10 protein-coding genes and 4 pseudogenes are annotated in these 17,462 nt (G+C 58.6%); 4 read left to right on the forward strand and 10 right to left on the reverse strand.

All coding sequences use genetic code 11. The annotated features are described in order from the left end of the window. Nucleotides 1-112: 112 nt before the first annotated feature. Complete coding sequence (locus IVB12_RS32520; RefSeq protein WP_247305715.1) at nucleotides 113-352, reverse strand: hypothetical protein; 240 nt, start codon at nucleotides 350-352, stop codon at nucleotides 113-115. Nucleotides 353-451: 99 nt separating this feature from the next. Here IVB12_RS32520 and istB point away from each other — a divergent pair. Beyond that, nucleotides 452-1,075 (forward strand): annotated as a pseudogene (istB, locus tag IVB12_RS32525) (IS21-like element helper ATPase IstB); the annotation flags it as partial. A gap of 204 nt (nucleotides 1,076-1,279) precedes the next feature. Here istB and xopAG read toward each other — a convergent pair. From xopAG to IVB12_RS32550, 5 genes and pseudogenes are all read right to left on the reverse strand, one after another. Beyond that, entirely contained in the window at nucleotides 1,280-2,623 is a 1,344-nt protein-coding gene (xopAG, locus tag IVB12_RS32530; RefSeq protein ID WP_247305717.1) for a XopAG/AvrGf1 family type III secretion system effector, read from the reverse strand. A 625-nt stretch (nucleotides 2,624-3,248) separates the two neighbouring features. Continuing rightward, entirely contained in the window at nucleotides 3,249-4,925 is a 1,677-nt protein-coding gene (locus IVB12_RS32535) for a trehalose-6-phosphate synthase (protein WP_247305719.1), read from the reverse strand. Between the two features lie 621 nt (nucleotides 4,926-5,546). Next, nucleotides 5,547-6,257: pseudogene (locus IVB12_RS32540) on the reverse strand (transposase); the annotation flags it as partial. Between the two features lie 257 nt (nucleotides 6,258-6,514). Next, on the reverse strand, nucleotides 6,515-6,652 hold the full coding sequence (locus tag IVB12_RS32545) for a phage integrase N-terminal SAM-like domain-containing protein (RefSeq protein WP_247305721.1): 138 nt from the start codon (nucleotides 6,650-6,652) through the stop codon (nucleotides 6,515-6,517). Between the two features lie 323 nt (nucleotides 6,653-6,975). Continuing rightward, nucleotides 6,976-7,083: pseudogene (locus IVB12_RS32550) on the reverse strand (transposase); the annotation flags it as partial. Nucleotides 7,084-7,215: 132 nt separating this feature from the next. Here IVB12_RS32550 and IVB12_RS32555 point away from each other — a divergent pair. Beyond that, nucleotides 7,216-7,472, forward strand: a pseudogene (locus IVB12_RS32555) (transposase); the annotation flags it as partial. Here IVB12_RS32555 and IVB12_RS32560 read toward each other — a convergent pair. Beyond that, entirely contained in the window at nucleotides 7,464-9,224 is a 1,761-nt protein-coding gene (locus IVB12_RS32560; protein ID WP_247305723.1) for a hypothetical protein, read from the reverse strand. The pseudogene IVB12_RS32555 and the gene IVB12_RS32560 sit on opposite strands and share 9 nt — an antisense overlap. Nucleotides 9,225-10,201: 977 nt before the next feature. On the opposite strand from IVB12_RS32560, the gene IVB12_RS32565 reads away from it, so the two are divergent. Next, nucleotides 10,202-10,965 (forward strand): IS5 family transposase gene (locus IVB12_RS32565; protein WP_253075481.1). Its coding sequence is split into 2 segments (ribosomal slippage): nucleotides 10,202-10,537 and nucleotides 10,540-10,965, totalling 762 coding nucleotides; the frame shifts between segments, so codons are not numbered across the junction. A gap of 1,082 nt (nucleotides 10,966-12,047) precedes the next feature. Here IVB12_RS32565 and IVB12_RS32570 read toward each other — a convergent pair. From IVB12_RS32570 to IVB12_RS32580, 3 genes are all read right to left on the reverse strand, one after another. Continuing rightward, complete coding sequence (locus tag IVB12_RS32570) at nucleotides 12,048-12,677, reverse strand: hypothetical protein (RefSeq protein WP_247305725.1); 630 nt, start codon at nucleotides 12,675-12,677, stop codon at nucleotides 12,048-12,050. Nucleotides 12,678-12,829: 152 nt separating this feature from the next. Next, the gene (locus IVB12_RS32575; RefSeq protein ID WP_247305727.1) at nucleotides 12,830-13,978 is read right to left on the reverse strand and encodes a hypothetical protein; all 1,149 of its coding nucleotides are present in this window, start codon (nucleotides 13,976-13,978) and stop codon (nucleotides 12,830-12,832) included. Between the two features lie 118 nt (nucleotides 13,979-14,096). Continuing rightward, nucleotides 14,097-14,492 carry a hypothetical protein gene (locus tag IVB12_RS32580; protein WP_247305729.1) on the reverse strand — a complete coding sequence of 132 codons (396 nt, stop codon included), beginning with the start codon at nucleotides 14,490-14,492 and terminating at the stop codon, nucleotides 14,097-14,099. A 1,357-nt stretch (nucleotides 14,493-15,849) separates the two neighbouring features. Here IVB12_RS32580 and IVB12_RS32585 point away from each other — a divergent pair. Continuing rightward, nucleotides 15,850-17,265 (forward strand): IS4 family transposase, encoded by a 1,416-nt coding sequence (locus IVB12_RS32585; protein ID WP_247305731.1) that lies wholly within the window; start codon nucleotides 15,850-15,852, stop codon nucleotides 17,263-17,265. Nucleotides 17,266-17,462: the final 197 nt, after the last annotated feature.

The following is a 17,462-nucleotide window of genomic DNA, read 5'->3' on the forward strand; positions in this document are numbered from 1 at the left end:
ACAGGTTGCCAGATGCCCCTAGCCTTGCAAACCCAGCCAGCCTTTTCATGTAGTGGCTGGGGTCGCGGCGGCGCCGTTGGTGCCGCTTTTGACATGCCCGTTCTGAGCGTGATCAAGCAGCTTTCTCTTGGCGGGCCCGGATGTCGGCGATCCATTTCTCCAGCGCATCGATCTCGGCTTCGATAACGGAAGGTGCAGCCAGCCTTGGGTTGATCTCTCCTGGCTGACTATGGAGCAGAGCCGAACAGCGCCCAAATGATTCACGCATGACACTGCAATCGGTGTCGGTAAGAACCGTAAGCTTGCGGATTCCGCTCGATGTCGCCCATCGTTCCGAGATGATCTCGCCCACTATTCCGATTTGAAGTCGCCCACCCGTTCCGAGACGATCTCGCCCAGTATTCCAGGATGATGTCGCCCGGGTGACGCGGCCTCTTCCGGCTCCCATCCCTTGCTCACCCATTCGACCCTCGACCGCCTCAACGCCCTCGGCCTCCACGGCATGGCCAAGGCCTTCGTCACCATCGAGGCTGCCGGTGAGGCTGGCAGCCTCGGTCACGCCGAATGGCTTGCTCTGCTGCTCGAGCGTGAAGCCTCGCTGCGGCACGACAAACGGCTCGCCACTCGCCTGCGCTACGCCAAGCTGCGCCAGCAGGCGTGCGTCGAGGACATTGACTACCGCACCCGCGCGGCCTCGACCGCCCACTGTTTGCCAAGCTTGTCGAGGGACGCTGGATCGACGACCATGCTAACCTGCTGATCTGCGGCCCGGCCGGCGTCGGCAAGAGCTGGCTCGCCTCGGCGCTCGGCCACAAGGCCTGCCGGGACAATCGCTCCGTGCTCTATCAACGTGTTCCGCGGCTGTTCGATGACCTCGCTCTCGCGGCGCGGCGACGGCCGCCATCCACGCCTATTGCGCGGCCTCGACCGTGTCGATCTGCTGATCCTCGATGATTGGGGGCTCGAGCCGCTCGATGCCGGCGCCCGCCACGACCTCTTGGAGATCCTGGAGGATCGCTACGGCCGCCGCTCCACCCTCGTCACCAGCCAACTCCCGGTCGACCAGTGGCACGCGCCGGAAACTTCGCGTCCCCATGGAGTAACAAAGGCCAACTTGGATTTCAGGATCCACTCCGCGAGCAGCCCAAGGTGGATTCGCTACTATGAAGATCCGCAAATAGTTGAAGCGTCCTCTGCGAGGATCAAGAGCGCTGACTGCGCAAGCAGAGGCGAAGCCGACACTCAATTGAACTCTTTGCTGGATTCGATCTTCACAACCTCAGAACCCAAGAAATCTCCGGTTAGCGTATCTGGCTTTGCCACCATAAAACTCATCAGACGCATTCTTGCATACAGTTCTGTAGAAGTCGTCTGCGTCTTCCGTCGCGTATCCAGCCCCGGCAAAGCATCCTCTCGCGTTTTCCTGTAGAGTATGCCTCACTCCGCTCGCACTATCAAAAACCGCATTCAGACATCCAACAAGTGCCACCACGTCATCCTTTGACAAACGCTCGTCGCCATTCATCATTCTCGCGTGATTGATGCAAACTGCAATGTTGAACGATGTGAACGAGTCGCTTAGACCCGAGCAGTCTTCAAATCCATCTTCGCTATCATTCAGCCTAAAATGAGCAATCGGAAGGTATCTCATTTCTCTGACTTCCCTATGCGAAAAGTCTTTTGATGATACCAGCTCCATTTCAGAAAGTGCGCTATGCACACGGACGTACGCATCATGAAAAAACGGGCCGATCACGCTGGTGTTTCTCCTGAGCAAGCCCTTTTCCATATCTTCCCGAGCAAATGGCCTCGTCTTGCCTAATTTCTCATTTTCCGCCAGAGACAGCCATCCCTTTTCATGAAGATAAGGCATCAAAACCTTGTGTGCGGTTCCCCACTTGCTCTCATAGGCCCGGCTAACAATCAAAAACGCTTGGCCCGCGATCAGCTGAGCGTTTTCACCAAGGCGTCTGTCGCTATTGAGGTGGGCTTCCAGTGCCTCGACGGCTTGCTTGGGTGAAAGAGATCTGTCGCTTTCAACTTCTGCAATGAAATGATCCAGCCCTCTCTCAATAAACGGCTTCGTTATCGTCCTCGATGCATAACCGGTCGAGCCGGTTTGTTCATTTCTAACACCTGACAGGGAGTACTTGTTCTTCCTCAGGTATTCTGGTGAACTCGTCAAATCCACGCTGTCCGGCACGATCGTTGGAGCATGTTTCGAGATACCCTCAATTGTCATCCGACCCCCTTTGAGGCATTTGATATTTTTCATGATGGAGATGTGTGCTTGCTCCGTATTTACCAGGTTCTTGATGTGAACCTTGGTGGCAGCACGGTAGTCTATCATGGATGCAAACCTGTTAGCGCCAATGAGTCTAGGGGCTTTGACCTGGCTGGCAATGCGATTCTTCTCTTCATCGGAAAGGCTGCAATAACTTTGAAAGTATTCTTCCGCTTGTTTTTCGGCCTTGGTAAGTCTGGTGTCGCTGCTGAAGCCCCCTTTTCCGTCGTGCAAAGACGTAGTGGAGAGGAAAAAGTCGTTGGCCATCTTGTCATAAAAAAAGACCGCTCCGAGCGCGCCAAAAGCATACTTCATCACGCGAGAGGCCAAGCCCGGCAAGTTGCAGTTTCCGCGTGCTTCCTCTCCGCCACTGGATTTCGAGCGTTGATTGGACCCACGAAGACCAGGAGGGATCTGTCGAGTGGCAAGGCACTTGGTCGGTGGAGTCGTATTCGACTTGGTCGTGCGCGGCCGAACCATCAAGCCCTGTCGTGCGATCTCGGTGCGTGGCGCCGCCCGAAACACCGTTCCGAATTGACTATTTGTGATACGCACTTCCTATCGCCTCCAGTAGGTGAACCCGCTCGCACTGAATTGTCACTTGGCAGTATTAGACCTCGGGTCTTGAAGAGAGATCAGATACCGCGATCAGTTTGCATCCGACATGAGGTCTTACTTCAAGCACTTTCCCCACCTGCGCAATCAGCAGGGCACTCACGGCTTCGGCGGCCGAGGCGAGGTGGCCAGAGGAGATGAGGACGCTGTCATATGGACCGGTGGATCTATCACGAGCAGCCTCAGATCTTCGTGACCGGCAATATCGGGAATCTCGCCCTTGCACTACTTTTCGTCCAATCGGTCGCTGGCGGCCGGCTCTTGCCCGTTGGGGCCGATGGTCGGAGCCGTCGTCGGCGGCGGCGCCCAAAGGCTATCCTGTGTGTGTTTCACCGGGTCCGGTAAAGCCTCAAAGACTCCCCTCGCATAGGCGCCCCCTCAGCTCCGTGCGGGCGGTATTGACCTTGTCGTAGGCGATCACTGCAGCGGCGCGAAGTGGGCTTTTGTCCAACTCTCGAAGGTAGTCCGCCGACCAGTGGTGGATCGTATACGCTTCAAGTTTGTCCATCATCGACCGCCAGCGCCTGATACGCTCCTCTCGCGGCATGTTGACCGCCTGCCAAATTGCCTCCCTGATTTCTTCAGGACGGTTCGGATCCACCAGCAGCGCCTCCTTGTCGTTGAAGTCTTCAGCCGCACCCGCGAACTTCGAGAGCACCAGAACGCCGGGGTCCTTTGGATTTTGCACAGCAACATATTCTTTCGCGACGAGATTCATGCCGTCCCGCAACGGCGTCACGACGCCAACACGCGCAGCGCGGTAAAGACGCGCAAGTGCCGACTGGCTGAACGATTCGTTAATGTAGTGGATCGGGCTCCACTCGTCCGTGCCGTGCTCGGCATTGACTTGGTTGATCCGGCTCTCTACCTCGTTTCTATACCTCTGATACTCTTCAGCGTCGGCACGCGATGGAGGCGCGATCTGCAACAGCGAGATGCTGCGCGGCTCGGCCTTCACCAAAAGCTGATTGAACCCTTCGACCTTTTGGTCGATGCCCTTCGTGTAGTCGAGCCGATCGACGCCGATCGCAAACGTGGTGCCCTCGACGCTTTTCAGAAGGGACGAAACTTTCTCCTGCTCTGCGGGAGACAAGTCTGCAGCCAGGTATTCTGCGAACCGCTTCGGATCGATACCGATTGGGAACTTTTGACATCGCGTCTGGCCCCGCTCCGAGATCACAACGCCATCCTTGCTCTCCAGCGCGAGATGGGAACGCAGACAAGCGAGGAAGTTATTCACGTCTCGGTTCGTCTGAAAACCCAACAGATCGTACTCCAACATCGACTTCATCAGTTCGCGATGATTGGACACGAGCTTGATCATGTCAGGGGCGGGCCATGGCGTATGCAGGAAAAAGCCGGTCGGCCCTTCGATGCCGAGCTTACGCAGATCGGCCGCGAGAGGAAATAAATGATAGTCGTGCACCCAGAATGCGTCCCTATCCTGCAAGCCAAACGCCGCGCGCGCGATAAAGTCGTTCATCTCTCGATAGCTGCGGTACCCCTCTTGCGTGCTCGACATCCGGTCGGACAGGGAGTGCAATGCCGGCCACAACGTCGAGTTCGAATAATCTCGATAGTAGCCGGGATAGTGCTCAACCGGAAGATCGAGCTTGGCCACATGACCTTTGCCAACCTTCTCGAGCGGCAGGGGCTTCTCAGTCCCCTCGCCGCGGATATCCGAGGAGAACATCCAGATGGCCCCGGAACATTCCAAGACTGGCTCGAGGCCGGCTGCAAGTCCGCCGGTCTGGGGTATATTGGGATCGAAGCGAGCGCCGCGGTTCGAAATGACGACCAGCTTCATTATTGGTGGCCGGCCGACCAAATCGAGACGATCGTTAAGGTCGTTCGAGATAACAGGTTGGGAAGGACCTCCGCTGGCTTGTTGCTCTAGCTGCAGTGGGATTTCGCTCAGGCGTTGATCACACGCCCCCTGGCCTATCGCTTCAGGTTGCTGAGCGGCGTGTAATGTAGCATCGGGGCTCAATGTCGCCGCTTTGAGCGCACCATGGACTCGATCCATTTCGTAACTCCGTTGATGATGTTTCAGTTTTGATGCGGTTCGCGGATCTGCCTCCAGTTATTTCTCAGCCCCACTTATTTCTACCTCTTAGGACTAGCAGGTTTAGTTCTCGGGAAGCTGACCACGTGTCGAGCCAAATAGCCGCATCGGCGCTCGCATCCAGGATGATGGCGGCAAGATAGATCCAGCCCTCAGCGGTCGGAATGTAGGTAATGTCGGCGAGCCAGACCCGAGCCGGCGCGGCAGCGGTGAAGTTGCAGGCCATGGCGGCTGTCGGTCGTGCGAACCCGGCGCGGCGGCGCCATGATGGCGCGGATGCCATGCCGGTGCATCAAGCGTTCGATCCGCCCACGGCTGGCGCCGCGGCTTGGGTTCGCAGCACGGCATGGACCCGCGGGCTGCCGTAACGCTACCCGCTGTCCTGATGAACCTGCCTGATCGCGTCAGGAGAGCGGCATTGGCGGTCGCGCGCTCGCTCACCGGGCGCTCTCGCCAAGCGTAGTAGCCCGCCGGCGAGACCTCGAGCACGGCACACATCAGCCGCACCGGATAGGCGTCGCGATGGTCCTCGATGAAACGGAAGCTCATGTCCGGGGTCCGGCAAAGATTGCGATCGACTTCCTAAGAAACAGCCGGATTGGCGTCGCCCGGAATGGCCTGCAACACGAAGCCTACCGATTTCGCCCGGCGCTGTAGGTTGGCGAGGACGCGGCTACGATATTGCTGCTCATATTGGTCGGCACCAGGATCCCTGTAGCTCATGCCGTGCCGGAGTGTGTTGTAGAATAAAACCGCAATCTTGCGAGCGGTCGCCGTCACGGCCTTCGATTTACCCGCACGTGAGGACAGCCGACGATAGAATGCTCCCAGCGCTGTCTCGCTCCGCCACACGGTTGTGGCTGCCAACCGCAACAGCGCAGCTGCGCGACTTGAGGATCTCCGTGTGCGCGCGGACAGCACCTTGCCACCGGAGATCTTGTTGCCGGGTGCGAGGCAGAGCCAGGAAGTGAAGTGTTTGGCGCTCGGCCATGCGCTTAAATCCGTGCCGCACTCGCCGATTAGCTTCAATGCGAGCGACGGACCCAACCCATGGATCTCAGTCAAATCGACGCCGAGCACGCCGTACAGTGCAGTCCTGACATCGAAGGTGGGGGTGTTGACCTGTTTGGTCTTTACGCGTGGCTTGGCTAGCTTTCTGACCGGTCTTGCTCCTTTGGTGTTCAATGCACTGATCAGGACTTCGAGCTTGCGATCACAGTCGAGCATCTTTGCCTGGTAAACGTCGTAGAGTTCCAGTGATTGAGTCAACGCGAAGACATGTTCGTGGCGGTCAGCCGCATAAGCCGTCGCCAGCACGACGCGGTTGCGCACCCCTGTAGCCGCGTCCAGAAAACGCTTGATCTCTTCGGCACTAAGCACGAGCGGAAGCTTGTCGGGCTTCTGGCCACCGATGATCCGCTCGAATGCCTCCGTCTGCCCGAGTGTGACGCCGTAGAAGAAGCGCAGCGCGCAGGCCACCTGATTGATGTGGGACCACGAACGCTTTTGGCCGATGAGGTGCAGTTGGTAGGCACGGACCTGCTCGAAACTCAACCGGTCCGGGGCGTCGCCGAAATGGCGCTAAACTTTGCGATCGCATAGATATAGGATTGCTGAGTCGACGGCGACAGATTGCGGACCGTCATATCCTCGATCATGCGCTGCCGAAGAGGGCTCATCGTAGCCATCTGGGTCTCCTGTCTTGAGAGGGGTGCGAAGACCAACATCCTCTCAGACAGGACACCTCAGTTCACCAGGCTTGCTCCCACTCCCGCGTAGCGGGTTCGTTCAATCCTGGACGACATCGATCGGAATCCGCATTCACAAGCGCTTGGCGCTCATCGAATTCCAGCGGCTCAGGTAATACTGCTCGCAGCCTTGCCGGGTCGGTGCGGGTACGTAATAGTACGCTTGAAGAACCTCATTCAGTCGATCCTTCACGCCACCTCATTCCGCCCTGTGCACACCTCAACCTTGTGGGGATTGGCGGTTATAGTCGTATCTCGGTCGTCAGCAGTCCGTCATACTTCTTCTTCCAGTTGAAGTAGGTCGATTGGCTGATCCCGGACTTGCGGCAGATCTCCGCCACCGCAATCCCGTCACAGCCCTGCTCCAGGATGAACGCCTTCTGGGCGTCCGAAAAACTCGAGGCCTTCGTCGTCCTTCGCTCCTCCCAACCGGGGAATCGATACGAAAACTCTAGCCAAAATGGTCCAGTTTGCCCGCCTCCGATCAAAAGATGGACGGACAGATGAAGCGAGCAAGGTTCACGGGAGAGCAGATTATCACGGTATTGAAGGGGCATGAGGCTGGGACGAAGACAGCCGACCTCTTGCAAGCAGGGTGTTTCCGACGCGACCATCTACATTGGAACGCCAAATTCGGTGGCGTGGACGCTTCCGAAGCGAAGCGGCTGAGGCCTTGGAAGAGGAGAACACGAAGCTGAAGAGGCTTCTGGCCGAGCAGATGCTCGATGCGGCCGCGCTTTGCGAGCTCCTTTCAAAAAAATGGTAGGGCCCGCCGCCAAGCGCGCTGTGGTCGTATCTGCAGGCCGTCATAAGCCCCCCCGATCCGCGAGCCAGCTCGATTGTGGGGGCGGACCGGAGGATAATCCGCTATGGCTCCGGGCTCCATCGGCAACAGTGCCGCCAATGCCCGAGCCCGATGCACGGGCTGCTCGAACCCGTCGGCCAGAGCAGCTAGGCGCGCCTCAAGCTCGGGCGAAAGCTCTCCAATCCCTGGTCCAAGGCATTCTAGGGCGACGATACGATCTTTGGCGTCAAGCCTCTCGGCAAGTGTGATCAGGCGGCCTTGGAATCCGGGCGCTAACCCTGCGACGCGAGCTCCCAGCGCCAATACCGCGGCGCGCTTCCAGCCGCGGCCGTTCAGTCCTTCGACCAGAATGCCGAGGCGCTCCTGAAGGGGTGCCGGAAGCCCCTGAATGTTCGCTCTCCACGCGTAAAGAACCAAGATGCGATCTTGAGGTGAGTCAAGCCGCTCGGCAAGGACGACGAGGCGTCGCTGAAGGGGCCCGGCAAGGCACTGAATGCTCTCTCCAAACCCCTGAAGAGCCGCAAGGCCAGCTTCAGACGGGCCAAGCCGCTCCGCAAGGAGGACGAGACGCTCCTGCAGCGGGAGCGCAAGAGTTTCTTGGTGTGCTCCGAGACTCGCCAAGGCTTCAGCACGATAATGTGGGTCGTCAATTCTTTCGCATAGCTTAATGAGCCGCTCCTGGAGTAGGGGCGTCAGAGCCGCCAGGCCTATTCCTAGGCTGCTCAAGGCCCGGGTGCGATTTATTGGATGATTGAATGTTTCGGCGATGACAACGAGCCGCTGTTGCAGCGCGGTCGCCAACCCTGCCATGCCGTGTCCAAAGCCGGCCAGAGCTAGGATGCGGTGCCTTGGCTCGATCAACTGCTCGGTGAGCTCCACGTGCCGCTGCTGGAGCGCCGGTGCAAGCCGTGCTAGGGCGCTTCCCAGAATTCGGATGGCCCAAGCCACGTCGATGGGCTCGAAGCCGTCCACCATGGCGACAAGGCGCTCCTGCAGCTGAGGCGCTAGCCGGTCTATACACTCTGCAAGGGCCATCAAGGCCTTAGCGCGCTCCGATGAACCGCTTAGTCCCACGACGAGCATGATTAGGCGCGCCTGAAGTGCAGGCGCGAGCTTATCCATGGGCGGCCCGAAGCCGCACAGCGCCTCAGCACGATCGGATGTGTCTAACGCCCCCACGAGGTCGACTAGACGCTCCTGGAGTGCGGGCGCGAGCTTATCAATGCGCCGCCCGAAGCCGCACAGCGCCTTAACACGATCGGACGTGTCTAATTCTTCCACGAGGTCGACCAGACGCTCCTGGAGCGCGGGGGCAAGCTGTCCCGCGCCTGGCCCTAGGATCTCCAAAGCCTTGCCGAGGTCCTCTGGCAGGACGCACTCATCTGCGAACACAACCAGAAGCTCCTGAAGCGCGGGCGTAAGTCGTTCCGCATGTTCTACCAGGCCCTCCATAACCTGTAGCCGCCTCCTATCACCAAGGTCCTTTGCGAGCACAACGAGGCGCTCCTGCAGCGCGGGTGCAAGCTCTCCTATGTACGCACCTAGGGCGTGGAGGAGACAGGCACGATGCGCTGGGTGGACAATCCCCTCGGCCAGGGCGACAAGACGTTCTTGGAGTGCTGGCGCAAGCTCCTTGAGGCACCTTCCGAGGGTTCTCACCGCCAACCCGCGATGCTCGGGGGCGTTTAGCCCTTCGGCGAGCGCCACGAGGTGCTCCTGCTGCGTCAATGTCAGAAAATTGATGTTGATCGCGAGTGATTGGACTACACCATGTATCAATAGCTCGGCAAACCGGCCCGCGATGCCCGGGGCGGGAGTCACTAATCTGTCCCAGACAGCCTGAACCCGAATAGCTATCCGGGTCATCTTGTGACGATCAGAATCGTAGAGCCTGGGGACATCAGTTCGCAGATCGCGACTCGTTTGCGACAGACTCACCAGATCGGTTAGCCTCAGCTGCTCAACTAGAATTTTGAGTAAATCCGGCGGCAAATGGAGCAAATCCGGTGGTGGTGGAATAAAGTCCGGCGGTGCACCAAGGTCACCGATGATGCGAAGGTTGTTGCGAGATAATGGTGCGCTTGATCCCAAAGGTTCAGCGTGCCAGTGCTCCACAACGGCAAGTGATCTATCTACTGCTTCAAGGCTGCCAATTGGCGCCGTGTGCGAGTCGTCCGCGCTCTCAGCTTCGTGGGCGCCAAACCCCAGGATCGGCTCCTTGCCAAGCTCCCTTATAGCTCTCACAATTCACCTTCTATAGACCAGCGAATATTTGGCTTCGATTCAGCTCTAAGAGCGAGGCAGGTCTGGGGCGCTGCACTTATCGAACCCCCGCATTGTGGCTCTGCCATACTTGGTACATAGTGATGCACTGCGTCAAATAGATCTTCGCTCTGAGATCATATCTTAGGATTATGGCTGGCGATTCCAGATGCGTGTTCGCTGTCAGGCCTTGTGAGACTATCGGCAAGCAAAGCGTGATGCGCCACGAAGACGTTAGCGCGCGTTAGGCCTCACCTCGATCAGGATCGGGGCCCGAGTCCCGACAGGCTTGCGGCGAGCCCGCAGGGTGAGCCTTTCCTCGCGATAAAGTCGGTAGATCCGATTGATCCCTAGGCGGCGTGGACTCTAAGGATTCCTTGTAGGAGCAAATCAGATTCAAAGCTGCGTTTCGGGAGGCAGTCTTGGGTGTGATGGATCGGCTGGTGTTGAGCGACGCGGCTTGGGAGCGGATGGCGCCGCTGATCATAGGTCGGCCTGACCAGAAGGGCTCGACTGGGCGCGACAATCGGATGTTCGTGGAAGGTGTGCTGTGGATCGTTCGTACGGGCTCTCCCTGGCGTGATCTTCCGGAGGTGTTTGGGGACTGGAACAGCGTGTTCCGGCGCTTCAGCCGATGGAGTGCCAAAGGCGTCTGGTGGCGGATCTTCGAGGCGACGTCCGACGATCCGGACTTCGAATACCTGATTGTCGATTCCACCATTGTTCGAGCCCATCAGCATGCTGCCGGGGCCAAAAAAGGGGGTCTGAAGATCAGCCGATTGGCCGTTCGCGCGGCGGCCTGAGCACCAAGATACATATGACCGTTCGCGGCTTGGGATGTCCTGTACGGTTCACGATCACCGCAGGCCAGAAGGGCGATGCACGGCAAGCCGCCGAATTGATCGAGGGATTGCCTGCCGAGGTTTTCATGGCCGATACAGCTTATGACGCCGATCACCTGCGCCAAGCCATCGCAGCCAAAGGGGCGCTCGCTGTCATTCCCAACAACCCGTCACGAGCCCTCAAGCATCCGCTCGACAAGCATCTCTATGCCCAGCGCCATCTCATCGAATGCTGCTTCTCAAAGCTCAAGCAATTCCGCCCCGTCGCAACCCGCTTCGAAACAACCGCACGAAACTACCTCGCCGTCGTCACCCTCGCAGCCATCGTCTTATGGATGCGATAAGTGTCCACACCGCCTAGGGCTCCCCGTCGCATTCTGCGTGGCCGATTGCGCGATCTCGCCAACGAGCGGCGACCTTTCGGCTAGCGCCGCCTGTTCCTCCTGCTGCTGGGGGACGATGATCCAACCTTCTTTGCCAAAGGCATTCTGATCGTGGCGCCTGATGAGATGTGGCCGGCCAACTACTGTAGCGATGCTCGCAAACCGACGAGAGTAATTTAGCTAGACAGTCCTTTCGGCAGATGGATTCTCACAAAAACTCCGCTTCGGATATTCCATAGTATTTATGCGAATCGCGAAACTAATTGCAAGCAATCGTTTGCGTATAAACGACTAGCGCTATCAAACGCAGTACGGCGAATCCGGCTCGTCATTCGCCAGGGCGACTCAGCCGCCGTAAAGGCACGCGGAAAGAACAACATTCTCCTTGTCATTTCCCTCGAAGAGGAGCTTCTTGAAATCCAAAAGTTGCTTCCGAGCAAGCGCAACCCTCTCGAGCGACACGACCACCATCGCTTTGAGATTGAGAGTGTCCCTGGTCGGTCGATGCTCATCGTTGCTCAAGAGCAGAGATCACCCACTTCGTTGAACAGAATTTCGGCATGACGGCCTCGGAGTCCGAGGTAAGCCACCTGTACGCGCCCCTTCGATTGACCAGTGGGGATTGGTTCTGACACCTTCGGGTATCGCAACGACCTTACAGACTTCGCGCGCGCGCTCGACTAGTTGCTCCATCTTACCATCGACGGTGAGCGACCGCGCCAACATGAAGGTGCTGAGCTTTCCCGGCAGCTGCACCGCGACCACCGGCAATGCCCCGGAGGTCAGGCGATGGAAAATCGAATAGCGTGTCTCAGGCTGCGTCGCCACTCGCCGCCCCTGCAGGCACACAACCAAAAGCTGCATTGGCCCCGCATTACCCTGCGGCGGTCTGGGCTCATGGTCCATCGCCCGCAGCACATCATGCGTGTCGAAGACGGATGCCGGATGTTGCGCCTGGATCCTCGCTGCGTCCTGCGCCCCATAAACGAGTCCAGCGCGTCGACGGGATCGTCCGCCTCGAATGCGCGATCAGGTTCCAGCTCTTATTGGAAAGATCGCTTTTGATGAGATCGCGCGTGCTGTACAAGATCTCCTGGTCTTGCGCTCAGCTCGTCCCGCCATACGAGCAAATCGATTTTGCTTCCCTCGACATACTGCCGCCTGAACAACGTTTCCAGGACCGCACGGGCGTTCAGCACTTGATAGATCGACAAAGCCGGGCAGCGGCTCGCGAACCGCCCACGAGTCCGCTCGGCCTCGCTTGCGTTGAGATGCGCCTCGATCTTGCGCTCCACGACGGGTTGGATGTCGTTCAGCAGGTTCAGAGCCTGTCTGCGGTGCGAGCGCAGGTGCGGGCTGCGCGCCAGCGGCAGCAGGGCAGCGCAAAGATTGCCCGTGGTTTCGAGGTTATTCTCCGCGGCAAAACCAAGGGCACGATGCAATTCCCTAAGGCGATCCAGCCCTGTTGGTGCGAGCAAACCGAGGTCCTCAAACAGCCCGACCTTCGCCAGCGCCTTGAAAATGATGGCGATGCTCAGAACGTTGGCTTGCTCCAGCCGATCATCGGCATAGTGCAGGTAATGAGCCAGCCGATGTAAGCTATTCTTCAGCAGGGCTGTCTCCGCAACGTCTCCACCGTTCTCGCCGCTTATGACACTGCGCCCCAAGAGCATTGGCGATCCTGGCGAACTCAACCATCGTGAACGAACCAAAGCCTCGGCCCGGTCCGCCGAGGCCGCGCGCGATGTCCACTACCGCCTGGTGGCATGCCGCATCTTCCGGCCATTTGCTGAAACCGTTCACCAGGCCCGCAAGCTGCAGCGGGTCAAAACGGGAGAGCAGCGATGGCGACAGCTGCCTCGCGACAGCCCGCCGCGTCCGGCCATTTGCTGAAGCCGTTCACCAAGTTCGCCAGCTCCTGGGGCTTAAAATTGGAGAGCTGGGAAGGAACCTCCCCGGCGATCGCGACGGCAGCCTCGCGACAGGCCGCCACGTCCGGCCATTTGTTGAAACCGTTCAGCAAGCTCGCCAGCGCCTGCGGGGCAAAACGGGAGAGCTGGGAAGGCACCTCACAGGCGATGGCGACAACAGCCTTGCGACAGGCCGCCGCGTCCGGCCATTTGCTGAAGCCGTTCACTAGGTTCGCCAGCGCCTGCGCGTCAAAACGGGAGAGCTGGGAAGGCACCTCCCCGGCGATGGCGATGGCGGCCTCGCGACAGTCCGCCGCGTCCGGCCATTTGCTGAAACCGTTCACCAGGCTCGCCAGCTCCTGGGGCGCAAAGTTGGTGAGCTGGGAAGGAACCTCCCCGGCGATCGCGACGGCAGCCTCACGACAGCCCGCCGCGTCCGGCCATTTGCTGAAACCGTTCACCAGGCTCGCCAGCGCCTGAGGCGTAAAATTGGAAAGCTGGGAAGGCACCTCCCAGGCGATGCCGACACTAGCCTCGCGACAGCCCGCCCCCTCCGGCCACTTGCTAAAGCCATTCACGAGGCTCGCCAGCGCCTGCGCGTCAAAACGGGAGAGCTGGGAAGGCACCTCACAGGCGATGGCGACAGCTGCCTCGCGACAGCCCGCCGCGTCCGGCCACTTGCTGAAACCGTTCACCAAGTTCGCCAGCTCTTGGGGCTTAAAATTGGGGAGCTGGAGAGGCACCTCAGCGGCGATGGCAGCGGCAGCCTCGCGACAGTCAGCCGCATCAGGCCATTTGCTGAAACCGTTCACCAGATTCGCCAGCTGCTGGGGCTTAAAATTGGAGAGCTGGGAAGGCACCTCACCGGCGATGGCGACGGCAGCCTCGCGACAGTCAGCCGCGTCCGGCCATTTGCTGAAACCGTTCACCAGGTTCGCGAGCGCCTGCGGAGAAAAATCAAAAAGCCGGTCGGTGCGGTCGGCACGGCGACGGACTTCACTGGCGATCGCGATCGCCGCTCGAAGGTTAGCCGCCTGCTCCGGCCACTTGCTAAAGCCGTTCACCAGGTTGATAGCCCCTGCGGGATAGCAGAGAGCCTGCCGCTCCAGCGAATAACCTCACCGGCAATCGCGACCGTGGCCTCGCGACAGACCGTCGCGTCCGGCCACTTGCTGAAGCCATTCACCAGTAAGGACAGCCCTTGGTTAGTCTGCCTTCGAAGTCCGCGGCATTCATCGCAACAAAATTCCGCGATTTGATCGCGCCCCTGCGGCATGCCGACACCTGGGAGTGTCGACCGAATGATGCGGCGAAGAGCGGAAGGGCTCGGTCCTCGATCTCATACATAAGCGCGTTATCGAGCCTCGATACTCGAGCTGCCAAGCCCTTGCAAGCTTCCATGCCTTCCTGACCGCCAGCCTCTCTGCTCACCTCGTTGCATGTCTTGGCGTAGCTCCGTGATTCACCAGAGCGGATATTTTGCTCGAAGCGCGCGACAAATCTGTATTGGAAATCAGCGGCGGCCTTGCGCAGGAACGTTGCCTTCTCTGGAATTTGCAGCCGCTTGGCATAGTTCACCACTGCACCTGAGAATCCACGGACGTCGTGAGCCCGATCAATATCCCTTAGCGCGCTGTTAAGCGCATTCGTAGACCTATACGGGCGCCCTAAGCCTGTACCATGGACGCCCTGCGTGGCGACATCATCGACACGCCGTCTTCCTGATTCAGCCGCCCGGTCGGGCACGGATTGCCCATGCAGGCGGCTCGCCTCTGTGCGCGAGCTTCCGGTTGCTCGATCGCTCCGCCAGGGCTCGCCGTCAGAACGCGACGAACTTTCGGCCCAACGTGGTGCGTGACTATAAGATCTATACGGGATCTCGGCGATTCCACGATGCCCGCACTGCGCAGCCGTATCGTCGAAAGGGACACGAGCAGAATAAGTTTCTAAATCTTGAGGCTCAGGCTCCATTCGGCCCGAGGACAGAACCGCTCGTTTGCCCCTCCTCGCTAGAAACCCTATCTGCGTAAGACTTGACCGCGACTTCAGCGCTGTCGTTTGTAGATTGCCAAATGCGATTCCCGAGTCCGCTGATGCCAGTCATAACGCGCCTTCAATACAAGCACGAATGCTCTGGTCGTGATCCTTGATGCACAATAGCGACCTTGACCGCGCAACTACAGCCATCCGTCGCATTCGAATCTTCTGTGCTCCTTTCCTACGACAACGACAAATAGATGTTCGTTATGAAGCGATACTCTACACCTATTGAGCCCCTCGTTTCGTCCACCAAATGGAACAGTGAAATGGACCCGGCTCTCGGAACCACGTGCTCGGTTGGAAGAGGCCGCTCCGTTTGATAGACGGGAAGCATGAGGAAGGCGAGCCGCAAGATCGACACGGCACTAAAGCAAAGATGGCGGTGGAAGCTGTGCGGGAGCAGCCGACGACGGTGGCTGATCTGACCCAGCGCTATGATGTTCGCCCAAGCTAGATCTATGTCTGAAGAAGCAGCTGCTCGATCAAGCGACCCGGACGTTTGAGGGTGTCGGGTGGGAGAGCGAGGACGAGCGTGAACGCGAGCTCGAGGTGGGCGTACCAACTTTTAGCGGCGGCAATGTCACTTTGCGGCAAACGATGCCGACGCTGCTCCTAGACGTTCGATCGACCGTCAGCTGGTGCTTGCCGCAAGCCATAACTCAGCGATTACAGACAGCAAATGAGGGTGCTCTGCCGCGACATCCGAGACAAATAGTTTGTCGTTCTGAAGGATATTGCGAGCGTATTTCTCCGGCGTCACTTTCAATGTAAGCATCCGGTGAGGCTTTCAATTACCCACATTTAGCCGAGAGGGCTTAGGGAGCGCACCAACTATTGCATCGCAGGAATCGACCGTGATTCCTTGTCTGGCACCGATTCGCATGGGGCGGTGCCAATGGACGAAGAAGCCGACGCATGGTTTGATCGCGAGCTCGCTGGCTGCAACCTTGCCGACGAGCGCCTGAATAAGCCGCTCCGCAAACTGGTAGCGCAGATCGGGAGCGCCATGGGAGAAAGCATTCCGCTGGTGTGCCAGGACTGGGCTAATACCAAGGCCGCGTATCGTTTTTTCTCCAACGACCGGGTCAGTGAGGCGGACATTCTGGCCGGCCACTTTCAATCGACGCGGGAGCGCACGATTGCCACCGACGGGCCTATTCTAGTGCTCCACGATACGACCGAGTTCAGTTATCAAAGAGAGAACTCAGACGCGATCGGGATCACCAAGAGCATAAACAGTGGGCGCGACAAGGCGGGCCGCCTGAGGTCGCACACGGTTTGCGGCATCCTGATGCACTCGAGCCTGGCGGTGACAACCGAAGGGCTGCCGCTTGGACTGACGGCGGTCAAATTCTGGACCCGGAAGAAATTCAAGGGGACTGCCGCGCTTAAGAAGAAGATCAATCCGACGCGCGTTCCCATCGAGAAGAAGGAGAGCATTCGGTGGCTGGACAATGTCCGTCAATCCACAGAGCTGCTGGGCGATTCGGGACGATGCATCCATGTCGGTGATCGCGAGAGCGACATCTATGAGCTGTTCTGCGCGGCCCGGGAGGCTGGAACGCATTTCGTGATTAGGACTTGCGTTGACCGTTTGGCCGGGGATGGAAATCACACGATCGCCGACGAAATGGACGAGGTTTTCGTCAAGGGACTGCATCGCATCAACGTCAGAAACAACAACGGCGATCCCGATGAAGCCGTCCTCGAGATCAGATATCGCAAGCTTCGCGTCCTGCCGCCAATCGGAAAGCAGAAGCGCTATCCCGCGCTGACCTTGACGGTGATCCATGCCGAAGAACGCATGACGCCGAAGAATAGAAAGAAAATCCAGTGGAAGCTGATCACAAATCTGCCTGTTAGCTCCCGCACCGACGCCATTGAGAAGCTCGAATGGTATGCTTTGAGATGGAAGATCGAGGTGTTCCACAAGATCCTTAAATCAGGCTGCAAAGCTGAGCAGTCAAAGCTCAGGACCGCCCAGCGTCTGACCAATCTGATCTCGCTCTTTTGCATCCTGAGTTGGCGGGTCTTTTGGATGACGATGCTCAACCGTTCGGCTCCAGACGCGCCGCCAACCCTCGCGTTGACCGCGACTGAAATCGGCGTGCTCGATCGCCTCGTGAACGAAAGACCAAAAGCAAGACGGAAAACGCTGTCGCACTATCTGATTAAGGTCGCCCGGCTCGGCGGTTATCTCGCCCGCGCCAGCGATCCGCCACCCGGCAATACCGTCATGTGGCGCGGGCTGTCACGTCTCACCGACATAGCGCTAGGCGTCATGGTCGGAGGAGAATTTGTGGGTAATTGAAAGCCGGTGAGGTCGCCGCCGGAGGGATACGGCGATTCCCACTTTTATTAGCATTCGGCGCGAACCCACACCCTGCTGCACCAAACCTGCGAAAGAACGTAAGCGCTTAGCCGGAGCCCTTGGTTCGGGATCGGGATAGCTGTGCGAAGAAGCCTCCGGGTTGGACGGAGGTTTGAGATGGGATTGGACAGCAAAAA

Origin of the sequence: Bradyrhizobium sp. 179, from assembly GCF_023073535.1 — a bacterium.
Lineage (GTDB): Bacteria > Pseudomonadota > Alphaproteobacteria > Rhizobiales > Xanthobacteraceae > Bradyrhizobium.

Excerpts from the sequence above, each read along its gene's own strand:
- IVB12_RS32535 (WP_247305719.1), bottom strand. The coding sequence starts at position 4,925 with ATGGATCGAGTCCATGGTGCGCTCAAAGCGGCGACATTGAGCCCCGAT.
- IVB12_RS32545 (WP_247305721.1), bottom strand. The coding sequence starts at position 6,652 with ATGGCTACGATGAGCCCTCTTCGGCAGCGCATGATCGAGGATATGACG.
- IVB12_RS32570 (WP_247305725.1), bottom strand. The coding sequence starts at position 12,677 with ATGCTCTTGGGGCGCAGTGTCATAAGCGGCGAGAACGGTGGAGACGTT.
- IVB12_RS32585 (WP_247305731.1), top strand. The coding sequence starts at position 15,850 with ATGGACGAAGAAGCCGACGCATGGTTTGATCGCGAGCTCGCTGGCTGC.